At 73.7% G+C, this 24917-nt stretch carries 22 protein-coding genes and 1 pseudogene; 12 read left to right on the top strand and 11 right to left on the bottom strand.

The features are described 5' to 3' along the window. Positions 1 to 7: 7 nt before the first annotated feature. Entirely contained in the window at positions 8 to 652 is a 645-nt protein-coding gene (locus tag EV385_RS14185; protein ID WP_130509902.1) for a hypothetical protein, read from the bottom strand. Positions 653 to 929: 277 nt separating this feature from the next. On the opposite strand from EV385_RS14185, the gene EV385_RS14180 reads away from it, so the two are divergent. Both EV385_RS14180 and EV385_RS14175 read left to right on the top strand, forming a co-directional pair. Further along, the gene (locus EV385_RS14180) at positions 930 to 4265 is read left to right on the top strand and encodes a polymorphic toxin type 44 domain-containing protein (protein ID WP_165449474.1); all 3336 of its coding nucleotides are present in this window, start codon (positions 930 to 932) and stop codon (positions 4263 to 4265) included. A gap of 54 nt (positions 4266 to 4319) precedes the next feature. Further along, on the top strand, positions 4320 to 4796 hold the full coding sequence (locus tag EV385_RS14175) for a hypothetical protein (protein ID WP_130509900.1): 477 nt from the start codon (positions 4320 to 4322) through the stop codon (positions 4794 to 4796). Between the two features lie 56 nt (positions 4797 to 4852). On the opposite strand, the gene EV385_RS14170 is transcribed toward EV385_RS14175, so the two are convergent. The 3 genes from EV385_RS14170 to mobA all read right to left on the bottom strand — a co-directional run bounded on the left by EV385_RS14170 (position 4853) and on the right by mobA (position 6910). Next, positions 4853 to 5929 carry a T3SS (YopN, CesT) and YbjN peptide-binding chaperone 1 gene (locus EV385_RS14170; RefSeq protein WP_130509899.1) on the bottom strand — a complete coding sequence of 359 codons (1077 nt, stop codon included), beginning with the start codon at positions 5927 to 5929 and terminating at the stop codon, positions 4853 to 4855. Positions 5930 to 5978: 49 nt separating this feature from the next. Beyond that, positions 5979 to 6251, bottom strand: coding sequence for a DUF6457 domain-containing protein (locus tag EV385_RS14165; protein ID WP_130509898.1), 273 nt, complete (start codon positions 6249 to 6251; stop codon positions 5979 to 5981). A gap of 77 nt (positions 6252 to 6328) precedes the next feature. After that, positions 6329 to 6910, bottom strand: coding sequence for a molybdenum cofactor guanylyltransferase (mobA, locus tag EV385_RS14160; RefSeq protein ID WP_130513299.1), 582 nt, complete (start codon positions 6908 to 6910; stop codon positions 6329 to 6331). A gap of 95 nt (positions 6911 to 7005) precedes the next feature. Here mobA and fdhD point away from each other — a divergent pair, with 95 nt between their 5' ends. Continuing rightward, a complete protein-coding gene (gene fdhD / locus EV385_RS14155) occupies positions 7006 to 7833 on the top strand; it encodes a formate dehydrogenase accessory sulfurtransferase FdhD (RefSeq protein WP_130509897.1) in 828 nt (275 codons plus the stop codon). Here fdhD and EV385_RS14150 read toward each other — a convergent pair. Together EV385_RS14150 and EV385_RS14145 are read right to left on the bottom strand one after the other, a co-directional pair. Beyond that, positions 7803 to 8863 (bottom strand): annotated as a pseudogene (locus EV385_RS14150) (DUF4192 domain-containing protein). The gene fdhD and the pseudogene EV385_RS14150 sit on opposite strands and share 31 nt — an antisense overlap. 245 nt (positions 8864 to 9108) lie before the next feature. Next, entirely contained in the window at positions 9109 to 9621 is a 513-nt protein-coding gene (locus EV385_RS14145) for a GNAT family N-acetyltransferase (RefSeq protein WP_130509895.1), read from the bottom strand. Positions 9622 to 9677: 56 nt separating this feature from the next. On the opposite strand from EV385_RS14145, the gene EV385_RS14140 reads away from it, so the two are divergent. The 5 genes from EV385_RS14140 (at position 9678) to EV385_RS14120 (ending at position 16859) form a co-directional block, all read left to right on the top strand. After that, the gene (locus EV385_RS14140; RefSeq protein WP_130509894.1) at positions 9678 to 10559 is read left to right on the top strand and encodes a fructosamine kinase family protein; all 882 of its coding nucleotides are present in this window, start codon (positions 9678 to 9680) and stop codon (positions 10557 to 10559) included. A 330-nt stretch (positions 10560 to 10889) separates the two neighbouring features. Then, positions 10890 to 11915: a GTP 3',8-cyclase MoaA gene (gene moaA / locus EV385_RS14135; protein WP_130513298.1), complete on the top strand. Its 1026-nt coding sequence runs from the start codon at positions 10890 to 10892 to the stop codon at positions 11913 to 11915. A 3-nt stretch (positions 11916 to 11918) separates the two neighbouring features. Then, on the top strand, positions 11919 to 12158 hold the full coding sequence (locus EV385_RS14130; RefSeq protein WP_130509893.1) for a MoaD/ThiS family protein: 240 nt from the start codon (positions 11919 to 11921) through the stop codon (positions 12156 to 12158). Further along, entirely contained in the window at positions 12155 to 13504 is a 1350-nt protein-coding gene (locus EV385_RS14125) for a metallophosphoesterase (RefSeq protein ID WP_130509892.1), read from the top strand. Before EV385_RS14130 ends, EV385_RS14125 begins: the two co-directional genes overlap by 4 nt. A gap of 181 nt (positions 13505 to 13685) precedes the next feature. Beyond that, entirely contained in the window at positions 13686 to 16859 is a 3174-nt protein-coding gene (locus tag EV385_RS14120) for a UvrD-helicase domain-containing protein (protein ID WP_130509891.1), read from the top strand. Between the two features lie 70 nt (positions 16860 to 16929). Here EV385_RS14120 and EV385_RS14115 read toward each other — a convergent pair whose 3' ends face one another. Beyond that, a complete protein-coding gene (locus EV385_RS14115; RefSeq protein WP_242624873.1) occupies positions 16930 to 17670 on the bottom strand; it encodes a prepilin peptidase in 741 nt (246 codons plus the stop codon). A gap of 172 nt (positions 17671 to 17842) precedes the next feature. Here EV385_RS14115 and EV385_RS14110 point away from each other — a divergent pair, with 172 nt between their 5' ends. From EV385_RS14110 to EV385_RS14095, 4 genes are all read left to right on the top strand, one after another. Further along, positions 17843 to 18517: an LppU/SCO3897 family protein gene (locus tag EV385_RS14110; RefSeq protein WP_130509890.1), complete on the top strand. Its 675-nt coding sequence runs from the start codon at positions 17843 to 17845 to the stop codon at positions 18515 to 18517. A gap of 100 nt (positions 18518 to 18617) precedes the next feature. Beyond that, entirely contained in the window at positions 18618 to 19823 is a 1206-nt protein-coding gene (locus tag EV385_RS14105) for an ATP-binding protein (RefSeq protein ID WP_130509889.1), read from the top strand. A gap of 27 nt (positions 19824 to 19850) precedes the next feature. Continuing rightward, the gene (locus EV385_RS14100) at positions 19851 to 20405 is read left to right on the top strand and encodes a DoxX family protein (RefSeq protein ID WP_130509888.1); all 555 of its coding nucleotides are present in this window, start codon (positions 19851 to 19853) and stop codon (positions 20403 to 20405) included. A 154-nt stretch (positions 20406 to 20559) separates the two neighbouring features. Beyond that, complete coding sequence (locus tag EV385_RS14095; protein ID WP_130509887.1) at positions 20560 to 21960, top strand: glycosyltransferase 87 family protein; 1401 nt, start codon at positions 20560 to 20562, stop codon at positions 21958 to 21960. A 6-nt stretch (positions 21961 to 21966) separates the two neighbouring features. Here the strand turns inward: EV385_RS14095 and EV385_RS14090 are convergent, their stop codons facing one another. From EV385_RS14090 to moaC, 4 genes are all read right to left on the bottom strand, one after another. Beyond that, positions 21967 to 22401, bottom strand: coding sequence for a molybdenum cofactor biosynthesis protein MoaE (locus EV385_RS14090; protein ID WP_130509886.1), 435 nt, complete (start codon positions 22399 to 22401; stop codon positions 21967 to 21969). A gap of 95 nt (positions 22402 to 22496) precedes the next feature. Then, positions 22497 to 23723, bottom strand: coding sequence for a molybdopterin molybdotransferase MoeA (locus EV385_RS14085; RefSeq protein ID WP_130509885.1), 1227 nt, complete (start codon positions 23721 to 23723; stop codon positions 22497 to 22499). A gap of 26 nt (positions 23724 to 23749) precedes the next feature. Further along, a complete protein-coding gene (locus tag EV385_RS14080; protein WP_130509884.1) occupies positions 23750 to 24268 on the bottom strand; it encodes a MogA/MoaB family molybdenum cofactor biosynthesis protein in 519 nt (172 codons plus the stop codon). Further along, positions 24241 to 24732, bottom strand: a complete 492-nt coding sequence (gene moaC, locus EV385_RS14075; RefSeq protein WP_130509883.1) for a cyclic pyranopterin monophosphate synthase MoaC — start codon at positions 24730 to 24732, stop codon at positions 24241 to 24243. The genes EV385_RS14080 and moaC overlap by 28 nt, the downstream gene beginning before the upstream one ends. Between the last annotated feature and the right edge of the window lie 185 nt (positions 24733 to 24917).

Genomic DNA, 24917 nt, shown 5'->3' with positions numbered 1-24917 from the left:
CGGGTCGCTACGGGTTCGTCGGTGGCGTGGCGACCCATTCGATCCAGGACCAGCCGTCGCCCAACGACCAGCAACGCAGGTACGCCCCGCTGCGGCAGTCCAGGCCCAGATCGGCTGGTTCGTCCTCCCCCGCGTAGGCGTAGCCGGTCGCGCCGCCGGCCCTCCCGGTCCAGGACGGCAGCCACACGGCGCGGGCGCCCACCATGGTCGGATCCCCGTTGACCGCCAGATACCGCAGGTTCGCGGGGAGACCGCGGGCCTCTGCGAGCTCGCCCGTGCGGGCAAGTCCGCCTACGGTGGCGAAGTCCGCGCGGTGCAGCCGGTAGTAGCCGTGCACGAAAGCGGAAGTCCAGTCGACCGTCACGATCGCCGTCGCGCCCAGCGCGCCGACCACGACCGCCGTCGCGGCCGCGGCGAACCGACCCGTGCGACGGAGCATCACCGCGGCGAGCACGGTGACGGCGACGGCAACCAGCCATGCCAGCCCGTACACCCCACGGGCCGAGGAGCCGAGCTGGCTCCACAGCCGGATGCCGAACAGGTGCGCGACCGCCACGATCCCCCAGGACAGGACCACAGCCGAGATCAGCACCGGCACTCGGGGCCCTCGCCGGGGCGAGGACTGGCCGACACCGCTTTCCTTCGATTGCATCGGGCCATTGTCAACGCCGCCGACGGCGGGCGCGACCGCCGGTGCGCCACGACACAGAAGCGGTCACCGCCATCCCGAGGACGACCCGTGACCAGCACCAACCGGCGATATCGCGGCCGGTGAGGTTCAACACGAACCGGTTCACGGATCCGAATATTCAAGAATTCAATGATCTACACTCCTCGCCGCAAGGCCGCCGTCGATCCCGATGGCGGCCTTCCCGATCTATGGAGGACGAGTGTTTGGTTCCCGACGAGCCGGAGCGGCGGGGTCGTTGATGCACCGCGCCGCGGTCCTGGTCGCGGCGCCGGTCGTGATGACGATCCTGGCGTGGGACGCGGCACCGGCCACGGCGGCCGAGCCGCTGCCGGGGGCCGACCGGGACGCGGTCGTGCAGGTGGCGCTGGAGGGCGGCCCGGTGGAGGCGCGGGCGGCCCGGGACGCGCTGCTGGGTTCGGACGCGGATGTGCAGCGGTTCCTGGCCGAGGGCCGGACCCTGGCGCAGCTTGAGGACGACAAGGTACGCCTTGCCGAGTTGGTCTCCAGCAGCGGCCCGGCGATGACTCAGGCCGCGCAGACGGTCCTGGCCGGCTCGCCGGACGATGTCAAGAACTTCCTCAGCACCGGCTTCCGGGCCCCCTGGGAGCAGGATCTGCGGGTGCGGGCCGAGGACCTCAAGGTGACCGGCGGGCCGGCCACCGAGGTGGCGGCGCAGAAGGCGCTGTCCGGCGGCACGTCCGAGGTGCTCGACTTCCTGGTGACCGGCCAGTACGCCGCGCGTGAGCGGGACGACCGCGCTGAGGTGGCCGAGTTGATGGTCGCCGGGGGTCCGGTATTCGACGAGGCGGCGCAGGAAGCGCTGAACGGTTCCGCGGAGGACGTGCGGGAGTTCCTGGAGCGGGGGCAGGAACTGGCCCGCGCCCGCGACGACGAACTCATGTCGGTCAAGCAGCTGGTCGAGGTGGCCCGGCAGGCACAGGAAACCGCGACGGAACAGACCCAGGCCGCCAAGGAGGCCACGGCGCGCGCGGCGGTCCAGGCCCGGGAGGCCAAGCAGGCCGCGGAGAAGGCCGCCAGCGAAACCGCGGCGGCCAAGGGCTCGTCCGCCCAGGCTTCCGCGGCGGCCGCCCGCGCTGCGGGCGCGGCCAACCGCGCGGCGAACGCGGCGAGCGAGGCCATCGGTGCGGCCAAGGCGGCCAACAAGGCCGCCCGGAACGCGGCGAACGCGGCCTCCCGTTCCGCCACCGCCGCCTCGCGGGCCGGCCGCGCCGCCGCCAAGGCGCAACGCCTGGCGGCGGAGGCCAGGAAGGACGCCAAGAAGGCCCGCGCGGCGCGCGACGCGGCCATCGAGGTAAAGGAGTACGCCGATTCGGTGTCGCACTCGTTGGCCATCCCGAGGCTGGCCGGGGAGGCCGCCGACGCCGCGGCCGACGCCAACCGGAACGCGCGCAACGCCATGACCGACGCCCGCAAGGCTGCGGGCGCGGCCGATGAGGCCAGCAGGCAGTCCAACGTCTCCGGCAAGGAGGCGAAGCGGGCCCGGCGCGAGGCGGGTCGGGCTGACCGGCTGGCCCAGCAGGCGGACCGGGCGACCAGCAAGTCGGAGAACCTGGCCCGGCAGGCGGGCGCGGCCAGCCGGAACGCCGCGAAACTCGCCACGGACGCCGCCGCACACGCCGCGGCGGCAGCCGACGCCGCGAACGACGCGGCCGACCACGCCGGCCAGTCCCAGGACGCCGCGACGGAGGCCAAGGTCGCCGCGGCCGCCGCACAACGGGCCGCCGACACCGCGAGCGCGGCGGCCGAACAGGCCGATCTGGTCGAGAAGACCGCCCGGGAGGCCGACGCCCAGCGGCTCGCCATGCAGACCGAGGAGGACCTCGAAGAGGCCCGCCGGCTGCGCGAGGACGAGCAGGACGAGGAGGTGCCGCCGGCCTGGGACGCACCCGAGCAGGAGCGCGTCGACGCGGAGACGGCCCGGCTGCTGGCCGAGGCCACGGCGGCCGACGCCTCGGCGGAGGTCGTGCTGCGCAGCGGCCGAGCGGCGGCGCTGCGACTGATGGATTCCGCCGGGCCGTGGACGCAGGGCGCGGCGCAGGAGGCGCTGGCGGGTGACGAGGCGGACCTTCGGGAGTTCCTGACCAGTGGTCGGTCACGCGCGGCCGAGCAGGACGACCGTTCCCGGGTGGAAGACCTGGCCGAGGACGCCGAGAAGCCGGCTCTCAAGACCGCCGCCGAGGACGTACTCAAGAACGGTACGCACGAGCAGATCGTGCAGTTCCTCCGCTTTCCGAACTATCCGGGACGGGCCCGCGACGACCGCATCGCCATCTCCGACGTCATGGCTGCCGGCGGCGCCGCCACCAACGCGGCGGCGCAGAAGGCCCTCAAGGGGACTCCGGCCGAGGCGTACGCCTTCCTCCGAACTGGACAGTACGTGGCCGCGGAACGCGACAACCGGGACGCGATCGCCAGCATCATGGCCACCGGTGGACCGGAGGTGAACGCCTCCGCGCAGATCGCCCTCGCGGGCACTCGCGACATGGCTCGCCGTTTCATCGAGGTCGAGCAGTTCAAGGCGGCCGCCCGCGACGACGAGGCGACAACCCACGCGGAGACCGTGCGCCGCTACGTCGACGAGGCGCGCGGCTACGCGTCGCAGGCCGAGACCGACGCGGCCAACGCCGCCCTGATGGCGGCCCGGGCACAGGGCTTCGCCGACGAGGCCAAGCGTCAGGAGGACCGGGCGAAGCGCGCGAGCCAGAGCGCGCAGAACTACGCGGACAGCGCCGCCCGTTCGGCGGCGAGCGCCAAGAAGTCGGCCGGTGCGGCCCAGGCGTCGGTGAAGAAGGCCCGCAAGGCCGCGGACGACGCCAAGATCTCCGCGAAGAAGGCGGACCGGTCGGCCGACCGTGCCGAGGCGTCCGCGGCGAAGGCCAGGTACTACGCGAAGAAGGCGCGCGGGTCGGCGCGGGACGCCCGGGCCGCGGCCAGGCGGGCCGGCAAGGACGCCAAGGCCGCGGCGAAGGCCGCCGCCGACGTGTACTACCTGGAGGCGCGGAACGCGGGGAAGACCGGCGATCCCTACTACGTCGCGCTCAACTACATCTACGACGAGATGGTCACCAACAGCTCCAGCTCGCTGGTGCGGAACATCGCCGACCTCAACCGGAGAATGATTTCGGAGGGCTGCCTCAGCTGCAAGAAGGACGCCCTCATGGACTGGGCTCTGAAGGTCGGGGTCAACAAGGACTGGGACCACAAACCCAAGATTTTGAAGATGCTCCGCATGAATCCGGACGAGAAGTACTTCGACACCTGGTACACCCCGGTCCCGGACACCGACAAGAAGCTGCTCATCGATGTGTGGTCGAACATCCACTACGGGTACGTCGGCAAGTTCGCCGGCTTCACCGACCTGGAACTGATGGTGGGCCAGAAACTCCCGGGCACCGGCAACAGGGATCCCGGAGACGACCGGTCGGTGCGGCTCGGTTTCGGCCTCTACCGCGACATGGGTGTCGGAATCACCACGACCGCTCTGGACACCCGCGTCCGGAACAGCATGGACGGTTGGGCCCACGACACCACTTATCACGTCAAGCCGCGCTGAGTGAGAGCTCCACATGTCCGTTGGTACGAAGATAGACAGGATGGAAGGTAAGTAATGCGTTCACGTCTGCTGACGTTCGGTCTGGTAACGGCCGCCGTGGCCGGGGTCGCCGCGGTTCCCGCATTCCAGATGGCGGCTTCCGCGAGGGCCGCGGCGGAACCCACGTCGCTGGTTGAGGACTACTCGTACCCGGGGGCGGCGGAGATCGAGGCCAAGGGCGGTCCCAAGCTGCTCGCCGGTGACGGTCGGATCACCTACGTGGACACGTGCGACGAAAACGACCTGACCCAGATCAAGCTGGAAACGCTGTCGAACGACGTCTGCTTCGCGGTCAAGGGCGACACGGGATGGCTGAGCCTCCGCGTCGACGCCGTGTTCCTGCTCGGCGCGGGCGACCAGCATGTCTCGGCGAAGGTCGAGGGAATGCCGGAGGCCATCGAGGTGGCGGAGGGTACGTCGCAGCCGGTCCGCGCGGCCGACCCGACGCGGCGCGGCATCGTCGTGGAGTTGCGGGCAACGCCCACCAAGTAATGCGTATGCGGTGGCCCACCGTTCGGCGGTGGGCCACCGCACCGTTTCACGGTCCGTTACAGATACATGCCGGTGCGGTGTTCGCCGTCGGTGCGACCCGCGGGCTTGTCGCCCTCGCCGAAGAAGCGCTTGCCGCCGAACTCGCCGTGCAGCCGGTCGTCCAGTTCGTCCGCGAGGCCGGTCATCACCTGCACCGCCAGCATGAGGTGGGTGGCCTGGAAGTTGCGGCCGAACACCGGGATGGACGCCCACACGGTGTCCTGGGCGCAGTACAGGCGGCCGATCGGCATGCGGTTGGTCAGCTCGGAGAGCTTGACGTACAGCTGCTCGGTCGGCTCGACCTCGGTGAGGATCGGGGAGAACACGTCCACCAGCGGCGGATTGTCGCGGACCCGCACGAACACCATCGCCGACCCGGCCCGGATTCCGATGTCGCCGTCGGTGTCGACCTGCAACTGGTCCACTGTGGTCTTCGACATCGTGGCGACGACCGTGCGGACCCGTTCCTCCAGCGGGACGACCTCGTCGGCCGCGTTGGCCAGCGCCTCGGTCAGCACGCCGTCGTCGTCGAGGTCGGCGAGATCGAGGGCGTGGCCGATGCTCGGCTCGTGCCGGGCCGTGCCCAGCGGCGCGGTGTCGAGGGGCTCGTCCTCCTCGTCGTGCACCAGGTAGACCAGGAACGCGGGGTGCGGCGCGCCGTACACGTCGCGCAGCGTGCGGGTGACGATCGTGGCGAGCCGGTTCGCGCCCGACACCTCGGTGCGCAGCCCGAACGAGTCGCCGGAGCCGGGCAGCACGCCCGGCGGCGACCAGCCGAGCGCGACCAGGTCGGCCACCGCGGAGCGGTCCATCCGGAAACCCTCGGGCAGCGCGGCGTTGCCGACCGCGAGCGCCTCCACGACGCCGCCCTCCAGCAGCCGCAGGCTCACCGAGTAGATGGCGGCCCCGGTGCCGGAGGCGGTGGGGTCGAGGGTGAGGTCGACGTGCGCGCCGGGGGAGAGGGTCGGCAGCAGCGCACCGAGCGCGCCGGCGAACTCGCGCCAGGCCTCGGTCACCTTGGCCCGCAGGTCCGCCGTCGTCGGCTCGTCGAGCAGGGCCCCTTCGGCCTGCTCGTGCCCGTCATCCACGGTCATGATCCGCCACCTCCGTCCCCGCCACCCTACCGAGCGGCGGGCCGGGCGATCAGGGGGTCGGTGGGTCGGCGACGCTGGGCTGCGCCCCGGCGCGATGCGGCCAGGCCAGGGCCAGCGCCCGGATCCGCGCGGCCACGTCGGCCGGGTCGGCGCCGCGCCCCACGGCCAGGCCCATCAGGTACGCCGTGACCGGCGCACCCGGTCGCAGCACCTGGTGTGCGACGTCGCGGGCGACATCGAGCACCGCCGAGGTGTCGACCTCGGTGGGTGGCACACCGATCTCGGCGCCCGCCGCGGTCACCCAGGCCTCCAGGTCATTCATCGTTCTCGCTCCCCTGCCGCCCGGTCGACCGGTTGGCGCTGGTCATCGGGTCGGTCCGCCGGGCGGGGTGCCCGCACTCATCGGGCCCACTGCTCGGCCGCGCGCAGGTCGTCGTCGGTGTCGCAGTCGAACCAGGGCGGCGGGCCGGGTCGCCGCCAGGACACGTCCATGAAGCTCAGCTCGTCGAGCAGCTCGCGCATGGCGGCGCCGTGCAGGTCGCCCCGTTTGCTGGCCAACCGGTCGACGGCCGCGCGCAGCGGGGCCGTACGCCACACACCGCACAGCGACTGACGGCGGCCCTCGGCGTCGCGGTACAGCGCACCCTGCATGGGCGCGGACTCGACCGTCAGACGCAACACATCGATCGCCTCGCCGGTCAGCAGCGGAAGGTCCGCGGCCAGCAGCGCGGTCAGCGACACGTCCGCCGGGACGAGGGCCAGCCCCGCCGCCGTGGCCGCCACCGGGCCACCGCCGGGCGGGTCCTCGCGGGTCGAGTCGACGTGTACGGGCAGGTCCGGGGGCACGGGGCCGACCACCACGCGCGGGTCGGCGTCGTGCACCGCGGCGAGCACCCGGGTCAGCATGGACTGCCCAGCGACCGTCAATGCCGGCTTGTCCGCACCACCCATCCGACTCGCCGCACCACCGGCCAGAACCACCGCAGCAAATCCCCCCACGTACGTACCGTATCCCGGCGGGGACAGGAGCGTGACCGCACTCCGAACCCGGCCGCGGCCCGGCATAGGGTCGGACCATGGCGCGCACGATGAACCGGCGACCGGTGCTCCGCATCGATCTCGACGCGGCGGGCGCGCCCCGGCACCGGCCGGACGACCTGGCAGCCGAGGAGCCGCTGGAGATCCGGGTCGGTCGGGCACCGCTGGCGGTCACCATGCGCACCCCCGGCCAGGACATCGATCTCGCGCTGGGCTTCCTGTTCACCGAGGGCGTCATCCGGGAGGCCACGGATGTGGTCACCGCGCAGCTCTGCGCCGGTACCGACGAACCGAACACGTACAACGTGATCGACGTGGTGCTCGGCGCGGACGTGCCCCCGCCGGTGACCGATCCGAGCCGGAACTTCACCACCACGAGCGGGTGTGGTGTGTGCGGGAAGGCCAGCATCGACGCCATCCGGACCCGGTCCCGGTTCGCGCTCGCCGAGGACCCGGTCGCGATCCCGGCGCGGGTGTTCGCCGAACTGCCCGGCCGCCTGCGCGCGGCACAGCGCACGTTCGCGCGCACCGGCGGGCTCCACGCGGCCGGGCTGTTCGACGCCGACGGCACGCTGGTCGTGTTGCGTGAGGATGTGGGGCGGCACAACGCCGTCGACAAGGTGGTCGGGTGGGCGCTGCGGGAGGGCCGGCTGCCGCTGCGCGGGCACGCGCTGCTGGTGTCCGGCCGCGCTAGCTTCGAGCTGACCCAGAAGGCGTGGATGGCCGGGCTCCCCGTGCTGGCCGCCGTGTCGGCGCCCAGCACACTGGCCGCGGAGCTGGCCGAGGAGGCCGGGATGACGCTGGTGGGATTCCTGCGTGGTCGCTCCATGAACGTCTACACCGCCCCCCACCGCGTCACGCTCTGACCTTTCGCGGATCGCCGCCGGGATCGTCCGGGTCGGTGACGCGCGGCCAGCCCCGTACGGCGGCCGGGTCGAGCGCGTAGTCGAGCACGTCCTCCAGCAGGCGCGCCATCGGATAGCGCGGGTCCCGCAGCAACGCCCGGTCCACCGCGACGCGTGCGAGCGCGCCCATCCCCGCCCGCCACGCCGCGAAACCGAGCAGGCAGGCGGGCGCCAGCAGGTACTGCGGCTCGACCCGGCGCAGCACGTCCGTCCACATCGCCACGCGCCACGGCTCCGTGCCGATGCGTTCCCACGCGTAGTCACGCACCGGCAGGTGTATCAGCAGCACCCCGAGCCACGCGACGTCGTCGTCACCCGGCCGCCGGCCCGATCGGTAGCACCGCTCCGCCGCCCGGACCGCCGTACGGCCGGAGTGGCGGACCAGGCGGGCGAAGCCGGCGTCGTGCAGGTCCCGGGCCATGAGGTCGGCCAGGCGCCCCTGGGCCCGGGCGGTGGCGGCGGTCATCGCCACGCGTTCGGCGCCCGCCACGGAGCCGACCTGGTCGACGAGGGCGGCCCGGTCCGGCAACGCCACCTGGCCCGCGTACGTGGCGGCGGCCGCGACCGCGCTGTTCTGGGGTGGGCACGGGAGTCCCTCGGGCGGGCAGCACTCGGGCTCGGCGCACCGGTACGACCAGTACCGCCCGTCGGTGACGCGCAGCTCGTCGTGCACCACCAGCCCCTGGCGGCGCAACGCCTCGGCGGTGCGTGTCACGGCGGGGGTGACCCGTGCGGCCGGGCCGTACCCGATGACCGTGGCACCGTCGACGCCCTGGCGGGCCACGACCTCGGCCACGTGGTCGGCGTCAGCGCGCAGCTCGTCGGCCGGCTGGTCCGGGCCGGGGAGGTCGTGGCGGGCGGCGAAGCGCACGCGCGGCCCACGGAAGGCGACCACCGTGACGCTGTCGGCCGGGTGGAAGCCGAGCAGGTACGGCACCGCCGCGATGAGCTCGGCCGGACTGCTGACCTTGAGGGTGCACTCGGGTGTCATGCGGGGCAGCGTGGCGCGGCCGCGACCACCCGGGTGTGCCGATCGCCGGGCCTGTGGACGACACGCCCGTCATCCACAGGCACGGAGCGTGACCGCCCAGGTCAGGCGCGATCGCGGGTGGGCTGGCGGCCGGGCATCGCCAGTCGCAGTCGCGGTCGCGGTCGCGGTCGCGGTCGACCAGCATCGGGGTCAGCGTCCGGCGCGACGGCCGAGCCGCTCACGCGGTCGCCGTCACCCCGCGCCGGTCAGGACCGGAACGACAGCTCGTGCAGTTCGACGCTGTCGGGCTGCCACGCGTGGGTGTCGCGGCCCAGGTCGAGGGTCAGCTCGATCGCGGACACGACGTTGTACCCGGCCGCGTGCAGGCTGCGGATGGCCTCGACGTTGCGCGACTCAGGCGAGATCGTCAGCGACTTCATGTTGCGCCGCCGGGCCTCGTCGGCCACATGCCGCAGCAGTTTGCGACCCACCCCCTTGTGCCGGTGGGTCGAGGTGACCACGATCGGCTCGACCTCGCCCGCCCGGCCCCGGATGACCAGCCCGACCAGGCCGATCACGCCGTCGTCCGCGTGGTCGGCGACCCAGACGCCGCCCAGGTCGAGCCGGGTGAGGTACTCCTCGAACTCGGCTCCGCCGTCGTCACCCTTGCCGTTCGCGGTGCCGTACATGCTCGTGTGCTGGCGGGTCAGCTCAGACCACAGGCGGCGTGCCGCACTGTGATCGGTCGGCCGGTACGAACGCACTGTGACAGGGTCCATGCCGACATTTTGGCTCCGAATCGGGCAGCTCGTAACCCGAAGTGGAAGATGAGGGCGTGGATCTGGCGTACCTGCGCGCGCACCCGCAGCACCTCCCGACATTTCTCACCCATCAGCGCATCCGGGAGACCCCGGTGGGCGGCGGCGACGTGTGCCACGCCGCCCGCCTGACCTTGGACGACGGCACGTCACTGTTCGCGAAGACGTGGCCGCGTGGCGCCCCGCCGGAGGGCTTCTTCGCGGCCGAGGCGAACGGGCTGCGCTGGCTGGCCGAGGCGGGCGCCGTGCCGGTGCCGGAGGTGCTGGCGGCGTTGCCGGATCTGCTGGCGCTGGAGTGGGTAGAGCCGGGGACGGCCACCCCGGCGGCGGCCGAGCGGTTCGGGCGGGAGCTGGCCGAGCTGCACCGCGCGGGGGCGCCCTGGTTCGGCGCGGGGTGGGCCGGGTTCATCGGCCCGCTCGCGCAGGACAATTCGGCCTCGGGCGGGCCCTGGTCGAGCTGGTTCGGCGAGCACCGGCTGCGCCCGTACCTGAAGATCTCGGCCGATCGCGGCGCCCTGCCGGCGGCGGACGTCGCGGCCGTGGAGCGCGTCATCGCCGACCTGCCGGGGTACGGCCCGGACGAGCCGCCGTCCCGGCTGCACGGCGACCTGTGGCCGGGCAACGTGCTGTGGGCCGCCGACGGCCGCGCGTGGCTGGTCGATCCGGCGGCACACGGCGGGCACCGGGAGACCGACCTCGCGCAGCTCGCGCTGTTCGGCGGGGCGCCGCACCTGGATCGGATCCTGGATGCGTACGCGGAGACCTGGCCGCTGGCCGACGGCTGGCGGGCGCGGGTGCCCGTGCACCAGCTCCACCTGCTTCTCGTTCACACTGCCGTGTTCGGGGAGTCCTACCGCGCGGCGGTGCGCGATGCCGCTGACCTGGCCCGTCGCGCCTGAGCGCTGTGGTACTGGTCGCCGGGCTGCGGAATTGTCGGTGCGACGGGCTAGATTCGACCGGTGAGCGAGGGTGGGTCGGTGATCCGCACCGCCGGGCAGGTCGAGACCGCCGAGCGGATCAAGACCGCTGGGCAGGTCGACACCGCGGAGCGGGTCGGTGGGGCTGGGTTTCTCGGCGCGGTCGGAACCGCCGAGTCCCTCAGCGCGGCCGCCACCACCGGGCGGATCGACACGGCTGAGCTTGCCGGCGCACCGGGGCCGGTTGAGCCGGCGGGGTCGGCTGAGCACACCCCGGCGCACGAGCACAGCGGATCGGCTGAGCACCCCCCGGTGGCCGAGCGGGCCACTGCCGGGGCGCTGGCGGATCGGTTCGGGCGGGTGGCGACCGATCTGCGGGTCTCGCTGACGGATCGCTGCAATCTGCGCTGTTCGTACTGCATGCCCGAGGAGGGCCTGGCCTGGCTGCCCCGGCAGCAGCAGCTCACCGACGACGAGGTGCACCGGCTGGTGCGGATCGCGGTGGAGCGCCTCGGGGTGACCGAGGTGCGGTTCACCGGCGGCGAGCCGCTGATCCGGCCCGGGCTGGTCGGCATCGTGGCCGCGGCCGCGCGGTTGTCCCCACGGCCCCGGCTGTCCGTCACCACGAACGGCATCGGGCTCGACCGGCTGGCACCGGCGCTGCGCGACGCCGGCCTGGAGCGGGTCAACGTCTCCCTCGACACCCTGTCCCCGGAGCGCTTCCAGCGGCTGACGCACCGGGACCGGCACGCCGATGTGCTGGCGGGGCTGCGGGGCGCGGCTGCCGCCGGGCTCACCCCCGTGAAGATCAACACCGTGCTCATGCGCGGCGTCAACGACGACGAGGCGCCCGCGCTGCTGCGATTCGCGCTGGAGCACGGGTACGAACTGCGCTTCATCGAGCAGATGCCGCTGGACGCGCAGCACGGGTGGGACCGGCACACCATGGTCACCGCTGCGGAGATCCTCGACGCGCTGGCACCGTTCGGCCTGAAACCCGACTCGGTTTCACGTGGAACCGCCCCGGCCGAGACCTGGTTCGTGCCGGGCTGGTCGGCGGCGGACGGCGGCCCGGCCCGGGTCGGCGTGATCGGCAGCGTGACCCGGCCCTTCTGCGGCGACTGCGACCGCACCCGGCTGACCGCGGACGGCCAGGTTCGCAACTGCCTCTTCGCCCGCGAGGAGTCCGACCTGCGGGCGCTCCTGCGCGGCGGCGCGGACGACACGACGATCGCCCGGGCCTGGCAGACCGCGATGTACGGCAAGCGGGCGGGGCACGGCATCGACGATCCGACCTTCCTGCAACCAGCGCGGCCGATGTCGGCGATCGGAGGCTGACCGGTGTTGACCGTCCGCTACTTCGCCGGGGCGCGCGCCGCGTCCGGGGTCAGCACCGAGAGCGTCGGCGCGAGCTCGCTCGACGACCTCGTGGACCAGCTCACCGCCCGGCACGGTGAACGCCTCGCGGTGGTGCTCAAGGCGGCCAGCTACCTGGTCGACGGCCTGCAGTGCCACGACCGTGCGGCGGCGCTGCCGGCCGCGGCGACCGTGGACGTCCTGCCGCCGTTCGCGGGCGGATGACCGTGATCGCATTCCTCGCCGTGGTCCTCGCCGTCCTCGGGCTGATCCACCTGTACCTGTGGAAGCGCCTCGTCCGTGACCCGCTGCGCCCGGGTCGGTCCCGGCGGATCGGCGCGGCCGTGGCGGTCCTGCTGGCGGTGCTCGCCCCGGCCACCCTCTTCCTGACCCGGGGCGGCAACGCCGAGTGGATCGGCTGGGTGGGGTATCTGTGGATCGCGCTGATGTTCTACCTGCTCGTGGTGCTGGCGGTGCTGGAGGTGCCGCGACTGCTGATCGGCCTGTGGCTGCGCCGCCGGGCCGTGTCCGGGCGCCCGGCAGGTGAGCCGGTCACGGTCGCCGCGTCGATTGCGCTGCCCGCCCGCGATCCCGGCCGGTTGGAAACGACCCCGGACACCGGGACGATCCACGACACAAGCGGACCGGCCGAGGACACCGGCAGACCGCCCCATGACGCCAGCGGACCGGCCGAGGACGCCGGCAGACCGCCCCATGACGCCAGCGGACCGGCCGAGGACGCCGGGATCGACCGGCGGCTGCTGCTGGCGCGCGGCGCGGCGATCTTCGCCGGGCTTACGGCGGCCGGCATCACCGGGTACGGCGTCCACACCGCGCTCGGGCCGCCGCAACTGGACCGGGTCCGGATTCCCCTGGCCAAGCTGCCCCGCGGACTGGACGGCACCCGGTTGGCGGTGGTGTCCGACATCCACCTCGGCCCGCTGAGCGCCTCCCACCACGTCGGCCGCATCGTCGACATCATCAACTCGCTGGACGCGGACGTGGTCTGCATCGTCGGCGACCTCGTCGACGGCAGCGTGGCGGAGCTGGGCCGGTACGCCGAGCCCCTGGCGCGGATCACGTCCAGGCAGGGCGCCTACTTCGTGACCGGCAACCACGAGTACTACCGGCCGGACTACCAGGAATGGGTGGCGGAGGTCGCGCGGTTGGGCGTACGCCCGCTGCAGAACGAGCGTGTCGCGCTCGGCGGGCTGGACCTGGCCGGGGTCAACGACCTGGCCGGGGTGGAGTACGGGGAGGGTCCGGACTTCCGCAAGGCGCTCGGTGACCGGGACCCCGCCCGCCCCGTGGTGCTGCTGGCACACCAGCCGGTGCAGGTCCACGAGGCCGCCGGCTACGGCGTGGACCTCCAGTTGTCCGGCCACACCCACGGCGGCCAGCTGGCGCCGTTCAACCTGGTCGTCAAGGCCGCGGGCCAGCCGGTGGTCAGCGGCTACGGCGAGGTCGACGGCGTGCCGCTGTACGTGACCAACGGCGCGGGCTTCTGGGGGCCGCCGGTGCGCGTCGGCGCCCCGCCGCAGGTGACGCTCGTCGAGTTGCGTACCCCGTGACAGTGAATTCGCGGCGTTGCCCGGTGCCGGGCACGGCCACGGTCGAGGATGCGTAGTTGACCGGCCTGCCCGCGCGGCCCCGGCTGCGCCACGGTGCAGCCGGTCATCCGCGCGTGGATCGAATGGGTCACTCCGCGCGTGGCGGCGCGCGCGTACAGGTGTGCCCGTGACAGGATGCGGCGTGCCCTCGTTCAGCGCAGGGTCCTCGGTCACCGCGGACACGTACGTCGCGGACCTGCACATTCACTCGAAGTATTCGCGCGCCTGCAGCCGTGACCTCACGCTGCCCAACCTCGCCTGGTGGGCCCGCCGCAAGGGCATCGCGGTGCTCGGCACGGGCGACTTCACGCATCCGGCGTGGTTCGAGCACCTCCGGCAGAGCCTGGTGCCCGCCGGGGCGGGCCTGTTCCGGCTCACCGACGACCTGCGGGCGGGCGTCGAGCAGCGCCTGCCGGGTTCGTTGCGGGACACCCCCGAGGCGACCTTCATGCTCAGCGTCGAGATCTCGACGATCTACAAGCGGGACGACCGCACCCGTAAGGTGCACCACCTGATCTACATGCCCGATCTGGACGCGGCGGCGCGGTTCAACACCGCGCTCGGCCGGGTCGGCAACCTGACCGCCGACGGCCGCCCGATCCTGGGCCTGGACTCCCGCGACCTGCTGGAGATCACGCTGGAGGCCAGCCCGGACGCCTACCTGGTGCCCGCACACATCTGGACCCCGTGGTTCTCCGCGCTCGGCTCGAAGTCCGGCTTCGACGCGATCGCGGACTGCTACGCCGACCTGGCCGAACACATCACCGCCGTGGAGACCGGCCTGTCGTCGGACCCGGAGATGAACTGGCGGGTGTCCAGCCTGGACCGCTACCGCCTGGTGTCCAACTCGGACGCGCACTCCCCGGCCGCGCTGGCCCGCGAGGCGACCCTGTTCACCGGCACCCCGGACTACTTCGCGATCAAGGACGGGCACACCCTCGCGGGCACGATCGAGTTCTTCCCGGAGGAGGGCAAGTACCACGCGGACGGCCACCGCGCCTGCGCGGTGAACTGGGAGCCCGCCCGTACCCGGGAGGCCGGCGGCCGGTGCCCGGAGTGCGGCAAGCCGCTGACGGTCGGGGTGCTGAGCCGGGTCGAGGACCTGGCCGACCGCCCGCCGGGCGCGGGACGGCGCCCGCAGCGGGTCGAACACCTCATCCAGCTGCACGAGATCCTCGGCGAGATCAGCGGCGTCGGCCCGAAGTCCAAGACGGTCGAGGCGCAGCTCAACCACCTCGTCGCCACGCTCGGCACCGAGCTGGGCATGCTGCGTACGGTGCCGCTGGACGCGATCGGGCAGGCGGGTGGTGAGCACCTGCGCGAGGCGATCGACCGGCTGCGCCGGGGCGCGGTCCGCCGGATCCCGGGCTACGACGGCGAGTACGGCGTGATCACCCTGTTCGAGCCGGGGGAGCTGCGCAACCGGGCGAGCGCCCCGCAGGTGGAGACGCTGTTCGACGTGCCCGCCGCGGCGACCGTCCCGCATCAGCGGCGCTCCGAGCCGCAGCTCGGCAAGGTGCCCACGCCGAAGGTCCGGGAACCGCGCAAGACCGTACCGGCCCCGGCACCACCGCTGCCCCCGCCGCCGAGCCCGCACGAGCCGTTCGAGCCGATGCTGGCCGGGATGGAAGAGGTCGGCACGGGGCTGCTCGACCGGCTGGACGCGATGCAGCGGGTGGCCGCCTCCGCGCCGGGCGGGCCGCTGCTGATCGTGGCCGGTCCAGGTACGGGCAAGACGCGCACGCTGACGCACCGCATCGCGTACCTCTGCGCGGAGCTGGGGATCTTCCCCGAGCGCTGCCTCGCGATCACGTTCACCCGGCGGGCCGCCGAGGAACTGCGGGTACGGCTGTCCGGGCTGCTCGGTGACGCCGCCGAGGACATCACGGTCGGCACGTTCCACGCGGTCGGGCTGACCATCCTCGCGGAGAACGCCAAGGCGGCCGGGCTGAGTCCGGGGTGGCGGATCGCGGACGACGCCGAACGGGACGCCGTCCGGGAACAGGCCGGTGACGACGCGACCGCGTACGGGAAGCTGCTGCGCCAACGCAACCTGGTCGACCTGGACGACCTGCTCACCCTCCCGGTCGCCGTGCTGCGCGAGGATCCCGCGCTGGTGCAGCAGTACCGGGACCGGTGGCGCTGGATCTTCGTGGACGAGTACCAGGACGTCGACGAGGTGCAGTACGAGCTGCTGCGCCTGCTCAGCCCGGCCGACGGCAACCTGTGCGCGATCGGCGACCCGGACCAGGCGATCTACTCGTTCCGCGGCGCCGACGTGGGGTACTTCCTGCGCTTCTCGCAGGACTTCACGGATGCCCGGCTGGTCCGGCTGACCCGCAACTACCGCTCGTCGGCGCCGATCCTGGCGGCGGCGGTGCAGGCGATCGCGCCGAGCTCGCTGGTGCGCGGGCGGCGGCTCGACCCGGCCCGGCTCGACCCCGAGGCGCCGCTGGTGGGGCGCTACCGCGCCGGCTCGGCGGCCGACGAGGCCGACTTCGTGGTCCGTACGGTCGACGAGCTGGTGGGCGGGCTGTCGCACCGTTCGCTCGACTCCGGACGCGTCGACGGGCGCGCGGTCGTCCCGGGCGCGGTGTCCTTCTCGGACATCGCGGTGCTGTACCGCACGGACGCCCAGTCGGGGCCGATCGTGGCGGCGCTCTCGCGCGCCGGGGTGCCCGTACAGAAACGGTCCCACAACCGGCTGCGCGACCACGCCGGCGTGCAGGTGCTGGCCCGCGAGCTGCGCCACGCGGACGGCCTGGGCGGCTCGCTGGCGGCCCGGGTGAAGCTGACCGCGCAGGTCCTCGCCCAGCGGTACGCGGCACCCACGCTGGACGCCGAACAACTCGCCCCGGAGGACATCTGGGCCGCCGCGGACCTGCTCACGCCGCTGGCGCAGCGGATCGGCGACGACCTGCCCCGCCTGCTGCAGGAGATCGCGACGGGCGCCGAGGTGGACGCGCTGGATCCGCGCGCGGAGGCGGTGAACCTGCTGACCCTGCACGCGGCGAAGGGCCTGGAGTTCCCGGTCGTGTTCCTGGTGGGCTGCGAGGACGGGCTCCTTCCGCTGCGCTGGCCGGGGGCGGCGGCCGACGCCGAACAGACCGCGGAGGAGCGGCGGCTGTTCTTCGTGGGCCTGACCCGGGCCCAGGACCGGCTGTACGTGACGCACGCGGCGCGCCGGTTCCGGCACGGCAGCGAACGGGAGCAGGCGCCGACGCCGTTCCTCGACGCGATCGACGCGGGACTGTTCGAGCGGATGGGGGACACGGTCCCGTCCCGGCCACGCGACCGCCAGCTCCGGCTGCTGTAGCCCGACCGGCGGGCCGGTGCGTCAGGCCGCCACCACGCCAAGGAGGGCACCGGCCAGCAGAGCCGGTGCGTCAGGCCGCCACCACGCCAAGGAGGGCACCGGCCAGTAGGGCCGGGCCGAGTGGCAGGGCCGTACCCCGGCGGGCCCGGGCGGTGACCAGCAGAAACACGGCCACCGGGCCGTTGACCAGGTGCGGTGCGATCATCCCGGCGGCGACGGCCGGCCAGCCGAGAAAGCCGAGCGGGAAGGCGAGGAGCGCGGCCAGCTTCACGTCGCCGAAACCCAGTCCCTGCCGGGGCAGCAGCGCCACCATCAGGTACGCCGCACCGGCCAGTCCCGCCGCGGCGGCGGCCCGCGCCAGCCGCCCGGGCTCCCCGCCGACGAGCGCCAGCAGCACGAGTGGCGGCACGACGACGGCGGCCAGCGCGCCGACGAGCGGGTCGGGCAGCCGCAGGCAGCGCAGATCCACCGCGGCCAGCAGCACGCCGAGCGGCACGGCCGGCAGCAGCGCGGGCAGCACCGCAACGGTCCCCAGCGCGAGCGCCAGTAACGCGGCGGCGAGCCCACCAGCGGCCACCATGGCCAGCGGGCCGGTCGGCACCGGCGAGGCCCGGTGGAACGCCCGTCCCGGGCACGAGCTGCCGACGCGCACCCACCCGCGAAGCCCGGCGGGAAAGGGCCGACCGCACCCGGCGCAGGCCGACCGCGGCGCAACCCCGAACGGGACGGCCAGCCGGTACGCCACCCGGGGCAGAAAGGCGCTCGCGGCGGCGCCGTATCCGGACGCGAGAATGACGATGGGTAACGACATGACCGTGGACCGTATCGGCGGTGGGACCGACCGGCGGGTCGGGTTGCCGACAGCGGCATTCGTTCGTGCGTTTGTCGCCGGAATGATCCCTGGTCGGCGCGATTCCGGGACGGAACGCGGAGCCGCCGCACGCTACGGTGGCGTACAGCGAACGTGCGCCAGGAGGACCCCGATGACGCAGAACGGCCCGTACTCCGGGCGGCCGTGGCCCGCCGGTGGATCGCCGGGGTCCGACGAGCCGTACACGGAACCGGCCGACCCCTGGGGCGAGCACCCCACGGCTGCGGCACCGGAGGGTGGCTGGGGTGCCCATCCGGTCTCGACGCCGACCGACACCGGTTCCTCGACCGGATATCCCCAGCCGTACACGCCTGCGCCGACCGGCGCGCCCACGGCGTGGCCGCCGCCGGGCGGGCCGCAGCCGCGCCGCCGCAACGCCCCGATCATCGCCCTGGTGGTGGTGCTGGGTCTGTTGATCTGCGGCGGTCTCGCGACGACCGCGTGGCTGATCAGCCGGGACACGGGGCGCAAGTCGCAGTCCGGCGCGCTGGCGACCCCGAGTGCCGCCGCCACGGGCGTGGGGGTGGAGCCTCGCAGCAGCGAGGATGCCCGCTTCGTGGCGAAGGGGCAGTGTGTCCGCAACGAGGGGAGTGGCGACTCTCCCATCATGAAGATCACCCCGTGCGCCTCCGGCACGTACGAGGTGCTCAAGCGGGTCGACGGGCGCACCACCGGGGAAGACGACGCCAAGGTCAAGTGCAGCAAGGTCCCCCGGTACACCAAGTGGTACTTCTACGACAGCGAGCTGGACAGCCTCGACTTCGTCCTGTGCCTGCGCGAACGGTAGGTCGATCTAGCGGTTTCTAGCTCATGCGCTAGAGAACGTTAGAAGGGTGTCGAGTCCCGTCTCTAGCAATTCGGCTAGACAGCCCGATACGGTGCTATCCGTGGATCCGGTACGGAACCCGTACGCTCCCGGCGCCGGGCAGCGACCCCCCGAGCTGGCCGGTCGCGGCCGGGAACTCGACGCGTTCGAGGTCGTCCTCGAACGGGTCGCCCGCGCCCGCCCCGAACGCAGCCTCGTCCTGACGGGACTGCGCGGCGTCGGCAAGACCGTCCTGCTCAACACGCTGCGCTCGGCCGCGATCGGCCGCCTGTGGGGCACCGGCAAGATCGAGGCACGCCCGGACCAGTCGCTGCGCCGCCCCCTGTCCGGCGCGCTGCACATGGCGATCCGGGAGCTGACCCCGCACCATCGCAACCCCGACCGGGTGGACGAGGTGCTCGGCGTGCTGAAGGCGTTCGCGTTGCGGGCCAGCGACTCCGGCGCCAAGCTGCGCGACCGGTGGGCGCCCGGCATCGACGTGCCGCCCGCCCGAGGCCGCGCCGACTCCGGCGACATCGAGATCGACCTCGTGGAACTGTTCACCGACGCCGCGTCGCTGGCCACCGACGTGGGCACCGGCATCGCGCTGTTCATCGACGAGATGCAGGACCTGGGGCCCGCCGACGTCTCCGCGCTCTGCGCCGCCTGCCACGAACTGTCCCAGCTCGGCGCCCCGCTGATCGTGGTCGGTGCCGGGCTGCCGCACCTGCCCGCCGTGCTCTCCGCCGCCAAGTCGTACTCGGAGCGGCTCTTCCGGTACCAGCGCATCGACCGGCTGGACCGGATCGCCGCCGACCACGCCCTGTGCGCCCCGGCCGCCCGCGAGGAGGTCGCCTACGAGCCCAAGGCGCTGGACCTGCTCTACGAGAAGTCCGGCGGGTACCCGTACTTCGTGCAGGCGTACGGAAAGGCGACCTGGGATCACGCGCCCACCTCGCCGATCACCGCCGCGGACGTCCGGGTGGCCGCCCCGGAGGCGGAGGCCGAACTCGCGGTCGGGTTCTTCGGCTCGCGGTTCGAGCGGGCCACGCCGGCCGAGCGGGAGTACATGCGCACCATGGCCGCGCTCTCCGGCGAGGCGGCCGACGACATGGACGCCGCGGTCCCCACCGCCGACATCGCGGGCGCCCTGGGCCGCCGCCCGGCCAGCCTGTCACCCGCCCGCGACGCGCTCATCAAGAAGGGGCTGATCTACTCGGGCGGGCGCGGCACGGTCGCGTTCACCGTCCCGCACTTCGGCCGCTACCTCAGGACACAACCGGCATGATCCGCCCGGTCCGGGTATAACCAGCGTATGAAGCCCGTACGCAGCGCAGCCCGCGCCATGCTCGGCGCCATCTTCATCACCAGCGGGGTCCGCATCGTCCTTGACCCCGGCTCCCGGGTCGACATGGCCAAGAAGGTCACCGACCACGTCAGCCCGCTGATCGAGCGGGTGGACCCGCGGCTGCCCAGCGACGCGACCAGCCTGGTCCGCCTCAAGGCCGCCAGCGACGTGGTCGCGGGCCTGCTGCTCGTCAGCGGCCGGCTCACCCGCCCGGCCGCGGCGGTGCTGGCCGCGGGGCTGATCCCCACGACCCTGGCCGGGCATCCCTTCTGGACGATGTCCGAGCCGGAGCGCGGGCAGCAGCGGATCCACTTCCTCAAGAACCTCGGCCTGCTCGGCGGGCTGCTGCTGGCCGCGTCGGACACCGAGGGCAGGCCCGGCCTGCGGTACCGCACCTCGCACGCGGTCGACCGCTCGCAGCGTACGGTGCAGCGCTCGGTGCGCCGCGCGGTGCGCACCGCGAAGCGGGAGGCGAAGATCGCGGCGGCGTCGGCCACCGTCGCCCGGCGGCTGCCGCACTGAACAACCTCCCCGCCGCCCCGGCGTTAAGCCATCGGAGGCCATCGGCGTCGCACCGGGCCTGCCAAGCTCGCGCCGCGGGCCGTGCCGGACCGCGTCCGTGCCGCCTCTCGAGGTCCGAGCGGACCGGAGAGCGAGAGCGACGGGGGGTCGCGCCATGCCGGCGATTGTGGAGCGTGCGCGCCGAACCGCGCGTACCCACCGGAGAGCGGCGCGGCTCGCGGTGGCCGGGCTGGCCTGCGCCGGTGTCGGCATCGCGGTCGCCGCCCTCACCCATCGGTACGGCCTGACCGGCCTCGCGCTGGACCGCGCCGCCGTACGCAGCTGGCTGTCCGGCGACGGCCTGTACGCCTACCGCGCACCGGACAGCGACCTGGGCACCGCGGTCCCCCCGGCCGCCGCGTTCCTGCTGCTGCCCGCCGCGTGGCTGCCCATCGCGATCGCGGGCCGGCTGCTGGCGCTCGCCGGGATCGCCGCCCTCGCGCTGACGCTGTACGCGCTGGCCGGCCCGGTCGCCCGCCGGTACGGGCGGCCGCGCTGGCGGGCCGTGCTGGCGGCGGGGGCCCTGGCCCTGCTGCTGGAGCCCGTCCGGTCGGCACTCGGCCTCGGCCACCTGGACGTGCTCATCTTCGGCCTGATCGTGGCGGACGTGGTGGCGTTGCGCCGCAACGCCTGGACCCGCAGCCGCGCCGCGTGGTGGCCGGGCCGCCCCCGCCCGCCCGCACCCCACCTCGGCGGCCCGGCCCGGCCGGGGCGGCGCTGGTCGCAACGCGGAACGTGGGCCGGGGTCGGCATCGGCGCCGCGACCGCGCTCAACCTGAGCCCGGTCCTGTTCATCGTGTATCTCGCCGGCACCCGGCAGTGGCGGGCGGCGGTCACCGCCGTGGTCACCGCGCTGACCCTCGGCGTCGGGGCCGTGCTGGCCGCTCCACAACAGAGCGCCGCCTACCTCGGTGAGGTGCTGGGCCGCCTCGATCGCCGGGGCGGGATGGACTCGCCCGGCAACCAGTCCCTGGCCGGCGTGCTGGCGCGGCTGTACGACTCGGCCACCACACCGGTGCTGCTGTGGCTGTCCGTCGCGCTGCTGCTGGCGGCGGTGGGCCTGCTGCGGGCGCGGTCCGCGCACGCCGACGGCGACGAGGTCGCGGCGTTCACGCTGGTGGGCCTCACCACGGCGATCGTGAGCCCGGTCACCGGCACGTACGAGCTGATCTGGGTGGTGCCTGCGGTGCTGATCCTGGTGGACGCGGCCTTCCGGCAGCGGGTCGGCGCCCGGCGGCCGTGGCCGGGGCGCCCGCCCGGATTCGCGGGCGGCGGGTACGCGGTCGCGGCGGTGCTCACGTACCTGCTGTTCGTCACGACTCCGATGGGGACACTGGCAGAGGCGGGCGGGGTGGTGGGGATGCTCGGCGGCAACGCGTACGCGCTGGCGGTGATCCTGCTGATCAACGGGCTGCCGGCGCGGGCCGGGGCGGCGCCCGCGTTCCCGGCCGACCGCTGGAGCGCGCGGGCGGCCGTGGCCCGGCGACGGCTGGCGACGACCGTGCTGCCGCACTGACCGGGGTCAGGGGCAGTTCACCCACTCCTCGGTGCCGTCGGTGAAGACCTGCCGCTTCCAGATCGGCAGCCGGGCCTTGGCCTCGTCGACCAGTCGGGCGCAGGCCGCGAAGGCCGCCGCGCGGTGCGCCGTGCTGACCGCCGCCACCAGGGCCACGTCGCCGATCTTCAGGGTGCCGACGCGGTGGGACACGGCGACCGCGTACACGGCCGGGTCGGCGGCCACCTCGGCGGCCACCTCCCGCAGGACCGCCTCGGCGCTGGGGTGGCCCTCGTACTCCAGCAGGGTGACGCCCCGGCCGTGGTCGTGGTCGCGGACCACACCCTGGAACGAGACGACCGCCCCGGCGCGGGGGTCGGCCACCGCGCGCTCATGCGCGGCCAGGTCCAGGTCGGTGTCGCTGACCGCGACATGAATCACCGACGGCTGCTCGACGGTCATGGCCGTGTCTCCTTCGCCGTGCCGTCCCGGCCCTCGCTGCGCTCGGTCATGGTCGTGCCCCCTTGCCATGCCCTCCTGGCCCTCGCTGCAGTCGGTCATGGCCGTTCTCCGGGATGTAGGGGCAGGGGCAGGAACGGGACCCGGTCCCCGGCCGTGGCCCGGGTGCCCGGGCGGACCACCACGAATCCGTGCGACCGGGCCAGCCCGCGCAGCATCGCGGAGCCGACGTGGCCGACCGGGGTGGCCGTGCCCCGGTGCGGGTCGAGGGCGGCCAGGGCCAGGTGAGTGAAGCCGCCCCGGCCCGGCACGTCGGCACCGGCGGTGACCTGGGGCAGCTCGGGCAGTTCCCGGCCGTGCAGCCCGGCCAGCAGCGGGGCCGCCAGCGACACCAGGGCGATCACCGCGGACTGGGGGTTGCCGGGGAGCCCGGCGACGAAGCGGGCCCGCCCGTCCGGGTCGGTGACGCGGGCCAGCAGCATCGGGAAGCCGGGGCGGACCGCGACCGTGTTCACCACGTACTCGGCGCCGAGTGCGGCCAGGGCCGGATGCAGGTGGTCGACCGGGCCGTGCATCGTGCCGCCGGTGGTGCAGACGAGGTCGGCGTCGGCGAGCGCGTGGCGTAACGCGTCGACGTGCGCGTCGAGAGTGTCGCGGACCGGTCCGGTCACGTCGGCCGGGCCGAGGGTGGCGCCGTAGCGGCGCAGCCAGCCGGGCACCTGCGGGCCGAGGGAGTCGCGGACCCGGCCCGCGCCGGGCACGCCGCCGGTGAGCAGCTCATCACCGAAGATCAGTACGGCCGCGCGCGGCGCCCGGCGCACCGCGAGGGTTTCGTAGCCGCAGGTGGCGGCGAGCCCCACCACGGCCGGGTCCACCGCGGTCCCGGCGCTCAACAGCTGTTCGCCGCGGGTGGCCTCCTCGCCGGGCAGCCGCCACTCGGGCGCGCTGCGCGGGGTGCCGGTGACCAGGCCCTCGGCGTCGCGGACGGATTCCTCGACGCGCACCAGGGCGGCCGCGCCGGGCGGGACCATGGCGCCGGTGGCGATCTCGACGCAGGTGCCGTCGTCGGTCAGTGGCGCCGCCGTGTGCCCGGCCAGTACCCGGCCGACCGGGCGCCAGGGGCCGGGGCCGCGCACCGCCCAACCGTCGATGCTGGAGGTCGGAAACGCGGGCAGATCCGTCAGCGCGCACAGCGGCTCGGCGAGGGTACGACCGTCGGCCTCGGCCAGCGACACCCGCTCGCCGGGCCCGGCCGCCGCCCGGCCCGCCTCGTACGCGCTGGCGCGCGCCTTGTCCCAGTCGACCGGAATGCCCTCAGCGCTCACCCGATCAGCCTAGCCACGGGGACGGGTCACTCGCGGCCGTGGTCGCCGCCGCGCAACTGCTGCACGGTGTGCGCCAGCAGCGGGCCGAGCACGGCCAGTCCGTCGCGGGCCCCGCCGGTGGAGCCGGGCAGGTTGACGATGAGCGTCCGGCCGGCGACCCCGGCCAGCCCACGGGACAGCGCGGCGGCGGGCACCCTGTCCCGGGCGTACGCGCGCAGCGCCTCCGCGATGCCGGGGATCTCGAAGTCGAGAAGTACCCGGGTCGCCTCGGGCGTCCGGTCGGTGGGGGTCACCCCGGTGCCGCCGCTGGTCAGCACGACGTCGACGCCGTCGGTGACGGCGGCGCGCAGCGCGGCGGTGACGGGTTCGCCGTCCGGGACCACCACGGGGATCGGTTCGACGTCGCAGCCGAGGTCGCGCAGCCCGGCGACCAGTAGCGGACCGCTGGTGTCGGCGTAGACGCCGGCCGCGGCGCGGTTGGAGGCGACCACGACCCGGGCACGGATGGCGGCGGAGGTCACGGGCGGTCCTGTGGGCGTACCCATTCGCCGGTCTTGCCGCCCTCCTTGCGCAGGACGCGGACGGCCTGCAGGCTCGCGGCCGGGTCCACGGCCTTGACCATGTCGATCAGGGTGAGTCCGGCGGTGGCGACCGCGGTCAGCGCCTCCATCTCGACGCCGGTGCGCTCGGCGGTCTTCGTGGTCGCGACGATCTCGACGCCCGCGTCGGTCACCCGCAGGTCGACCGTCACCCCGTGCAGCCCGATCGGGTGACACAGCGGGATGAGGTCGGGGGTGCGCTTGGCCCCCATGATCCCGGCGAGGCGGGCCACGGCCAGGGCGTCCCCTTTGGGCATGCCGTCGCCGCGGAGCAGCGCGACCACCTCGGCGGTGGTGTCGACCCGGCCGGCGGCCACGGCGCGGCGGGCGGTGACCGCCTTGGCCGAGACGTCGACCATGCGCGCCGCCCCGGTGTGGTCGACGTGGGTGAGCAGGGATTCGTCGGGCATACCGGGAGTTTATAGAACGGCGTCCGAGAAGGGGTTAGCGCGATCGCCACCGAGCACAGCACAATTTCTCCACGACAGATTTCGAAGATTTCCCGCTGCTCAGCAGCGCTTCGTTCGTTGATAACCAGAGCCATATTTGTCAATCGTTTCGGGTAGACAAACGTTATGTCCGGTAATCGGATTCC

This window comes from Krasilnikovia cinnamomea (genome assembly GCF_004217545.1).
Taxonomy (GTDB): Bacteria; Actinomycetota; Actinomycetes; order Mycobacteriales; family Micromonosporaceae; genus Actinoplanes; species Actinoplanes cinnamomeus.
The sequence above is the reverse complement of the archived record's forward strand: the minus strand, read 5'-3'. Positions and strand labels throughout refer to the sequence as shown.

Coding starts and splice junctions, on each gene's coding strand:
- EV385_RS14185 (WP_130509902.1), bottom strand. CDS start 652: ATGCAATCGAAGGAAAGCGGTGTCGGCCAGTCCTCGCCCCGGCGAGGG.
- EV385_RS14180 (WP_165449474.1), top strand. CDS start 930: ATGCACCGCGCCGCGGTCCTGGTCGCGGCGCCGGTCGTGATGACGATC.
- EV385_RS14175 (WP_130509900.1), top strand. CDS start 4,320: ATGCGTTCACGTCTGCTGACGTTCGGTCTGGTAACGGCCGCCGTGGCC.
- EV385_RS14170 (WP_130509899.1), bottom strand. CDS start 5,929: ATGACCGTGGATGACGGGCACGAGCAGGCCGAAGGGGCCCTGCTCGAC.
- EV385_RS14165 (WP_130509898.1), bottom strand. CDS start 6,251: ATGAATGACCTGGAGGCCTGGGTGACCGCGGCGGGCGCCGAGATCGGT.
- fdhD (WP_130509897.1), top strand. CDS start 7,006: ATGGCGCGCACGATGAACCGGCGACCGGTGCTCCGCATCGATCTCGAC.
- EV385_RS14145 (WP_130509895.1), bottom strand. CDS start 9,621: ATGGACCCTGTCACAGTGCGTTCGTACCGGCCGACCGATCACAGTGCG.
- EV385_RS14125 (WP_130509892.1), top strand. CDS start 12,155: ATGACCGTGATCGCATTCCTCGCCGTGGTCCTCGCCGTCCTCGGGCTG.
- EV385_RS14115 (WP_242624873.1), bottom strand. CDS start 17,670: ATGTCGTTACCCATCGTCATTCTCGCGTCCGGATACGGCGCCGCCGCG.
- EV385_RS14110 (WP_130509890.1), top strand. CDS start 17,843: ATGACGCAGAACGGCCCGTACTCCGGGCGGCCGTGGCCCGCCGGTGGA.
- EV385_RS14100 (WP_130509888.1), top strand. CDS start 19,851: ATGAAGCCCGTACGCAGCGCAGCCCGCGCCATGCTCGGCGCCATCTTC.
- EV385_RS14095 (WP_130509887.1), top strand. CDS start 20,560: ATGCCGGCGATTGTGGAGCGTGCGCGCCGAACCGCGCGTACCCACCGG.
- EV385_RS14090 (WP_130509886.1), bottom strand. CDS start 22,401: ATGACCGTCGAGCAGCCGTCGGTGATTCATGTCGCGGTCAGCGACACC.
- EV385_RS14080 (WP_130509884.1), bottom strand. CDS start 24,268: ATGGGTACGCCCACAGGACCGCCCGTGACCTCCGCCGCCATCCGTGCC.
- moaC (WP_130509883.1), bottom strand. CDS start 24,732: ATGCCCGACGAATCCCTGCTCACCCACGTCGACCACACCGGGGCGGCG.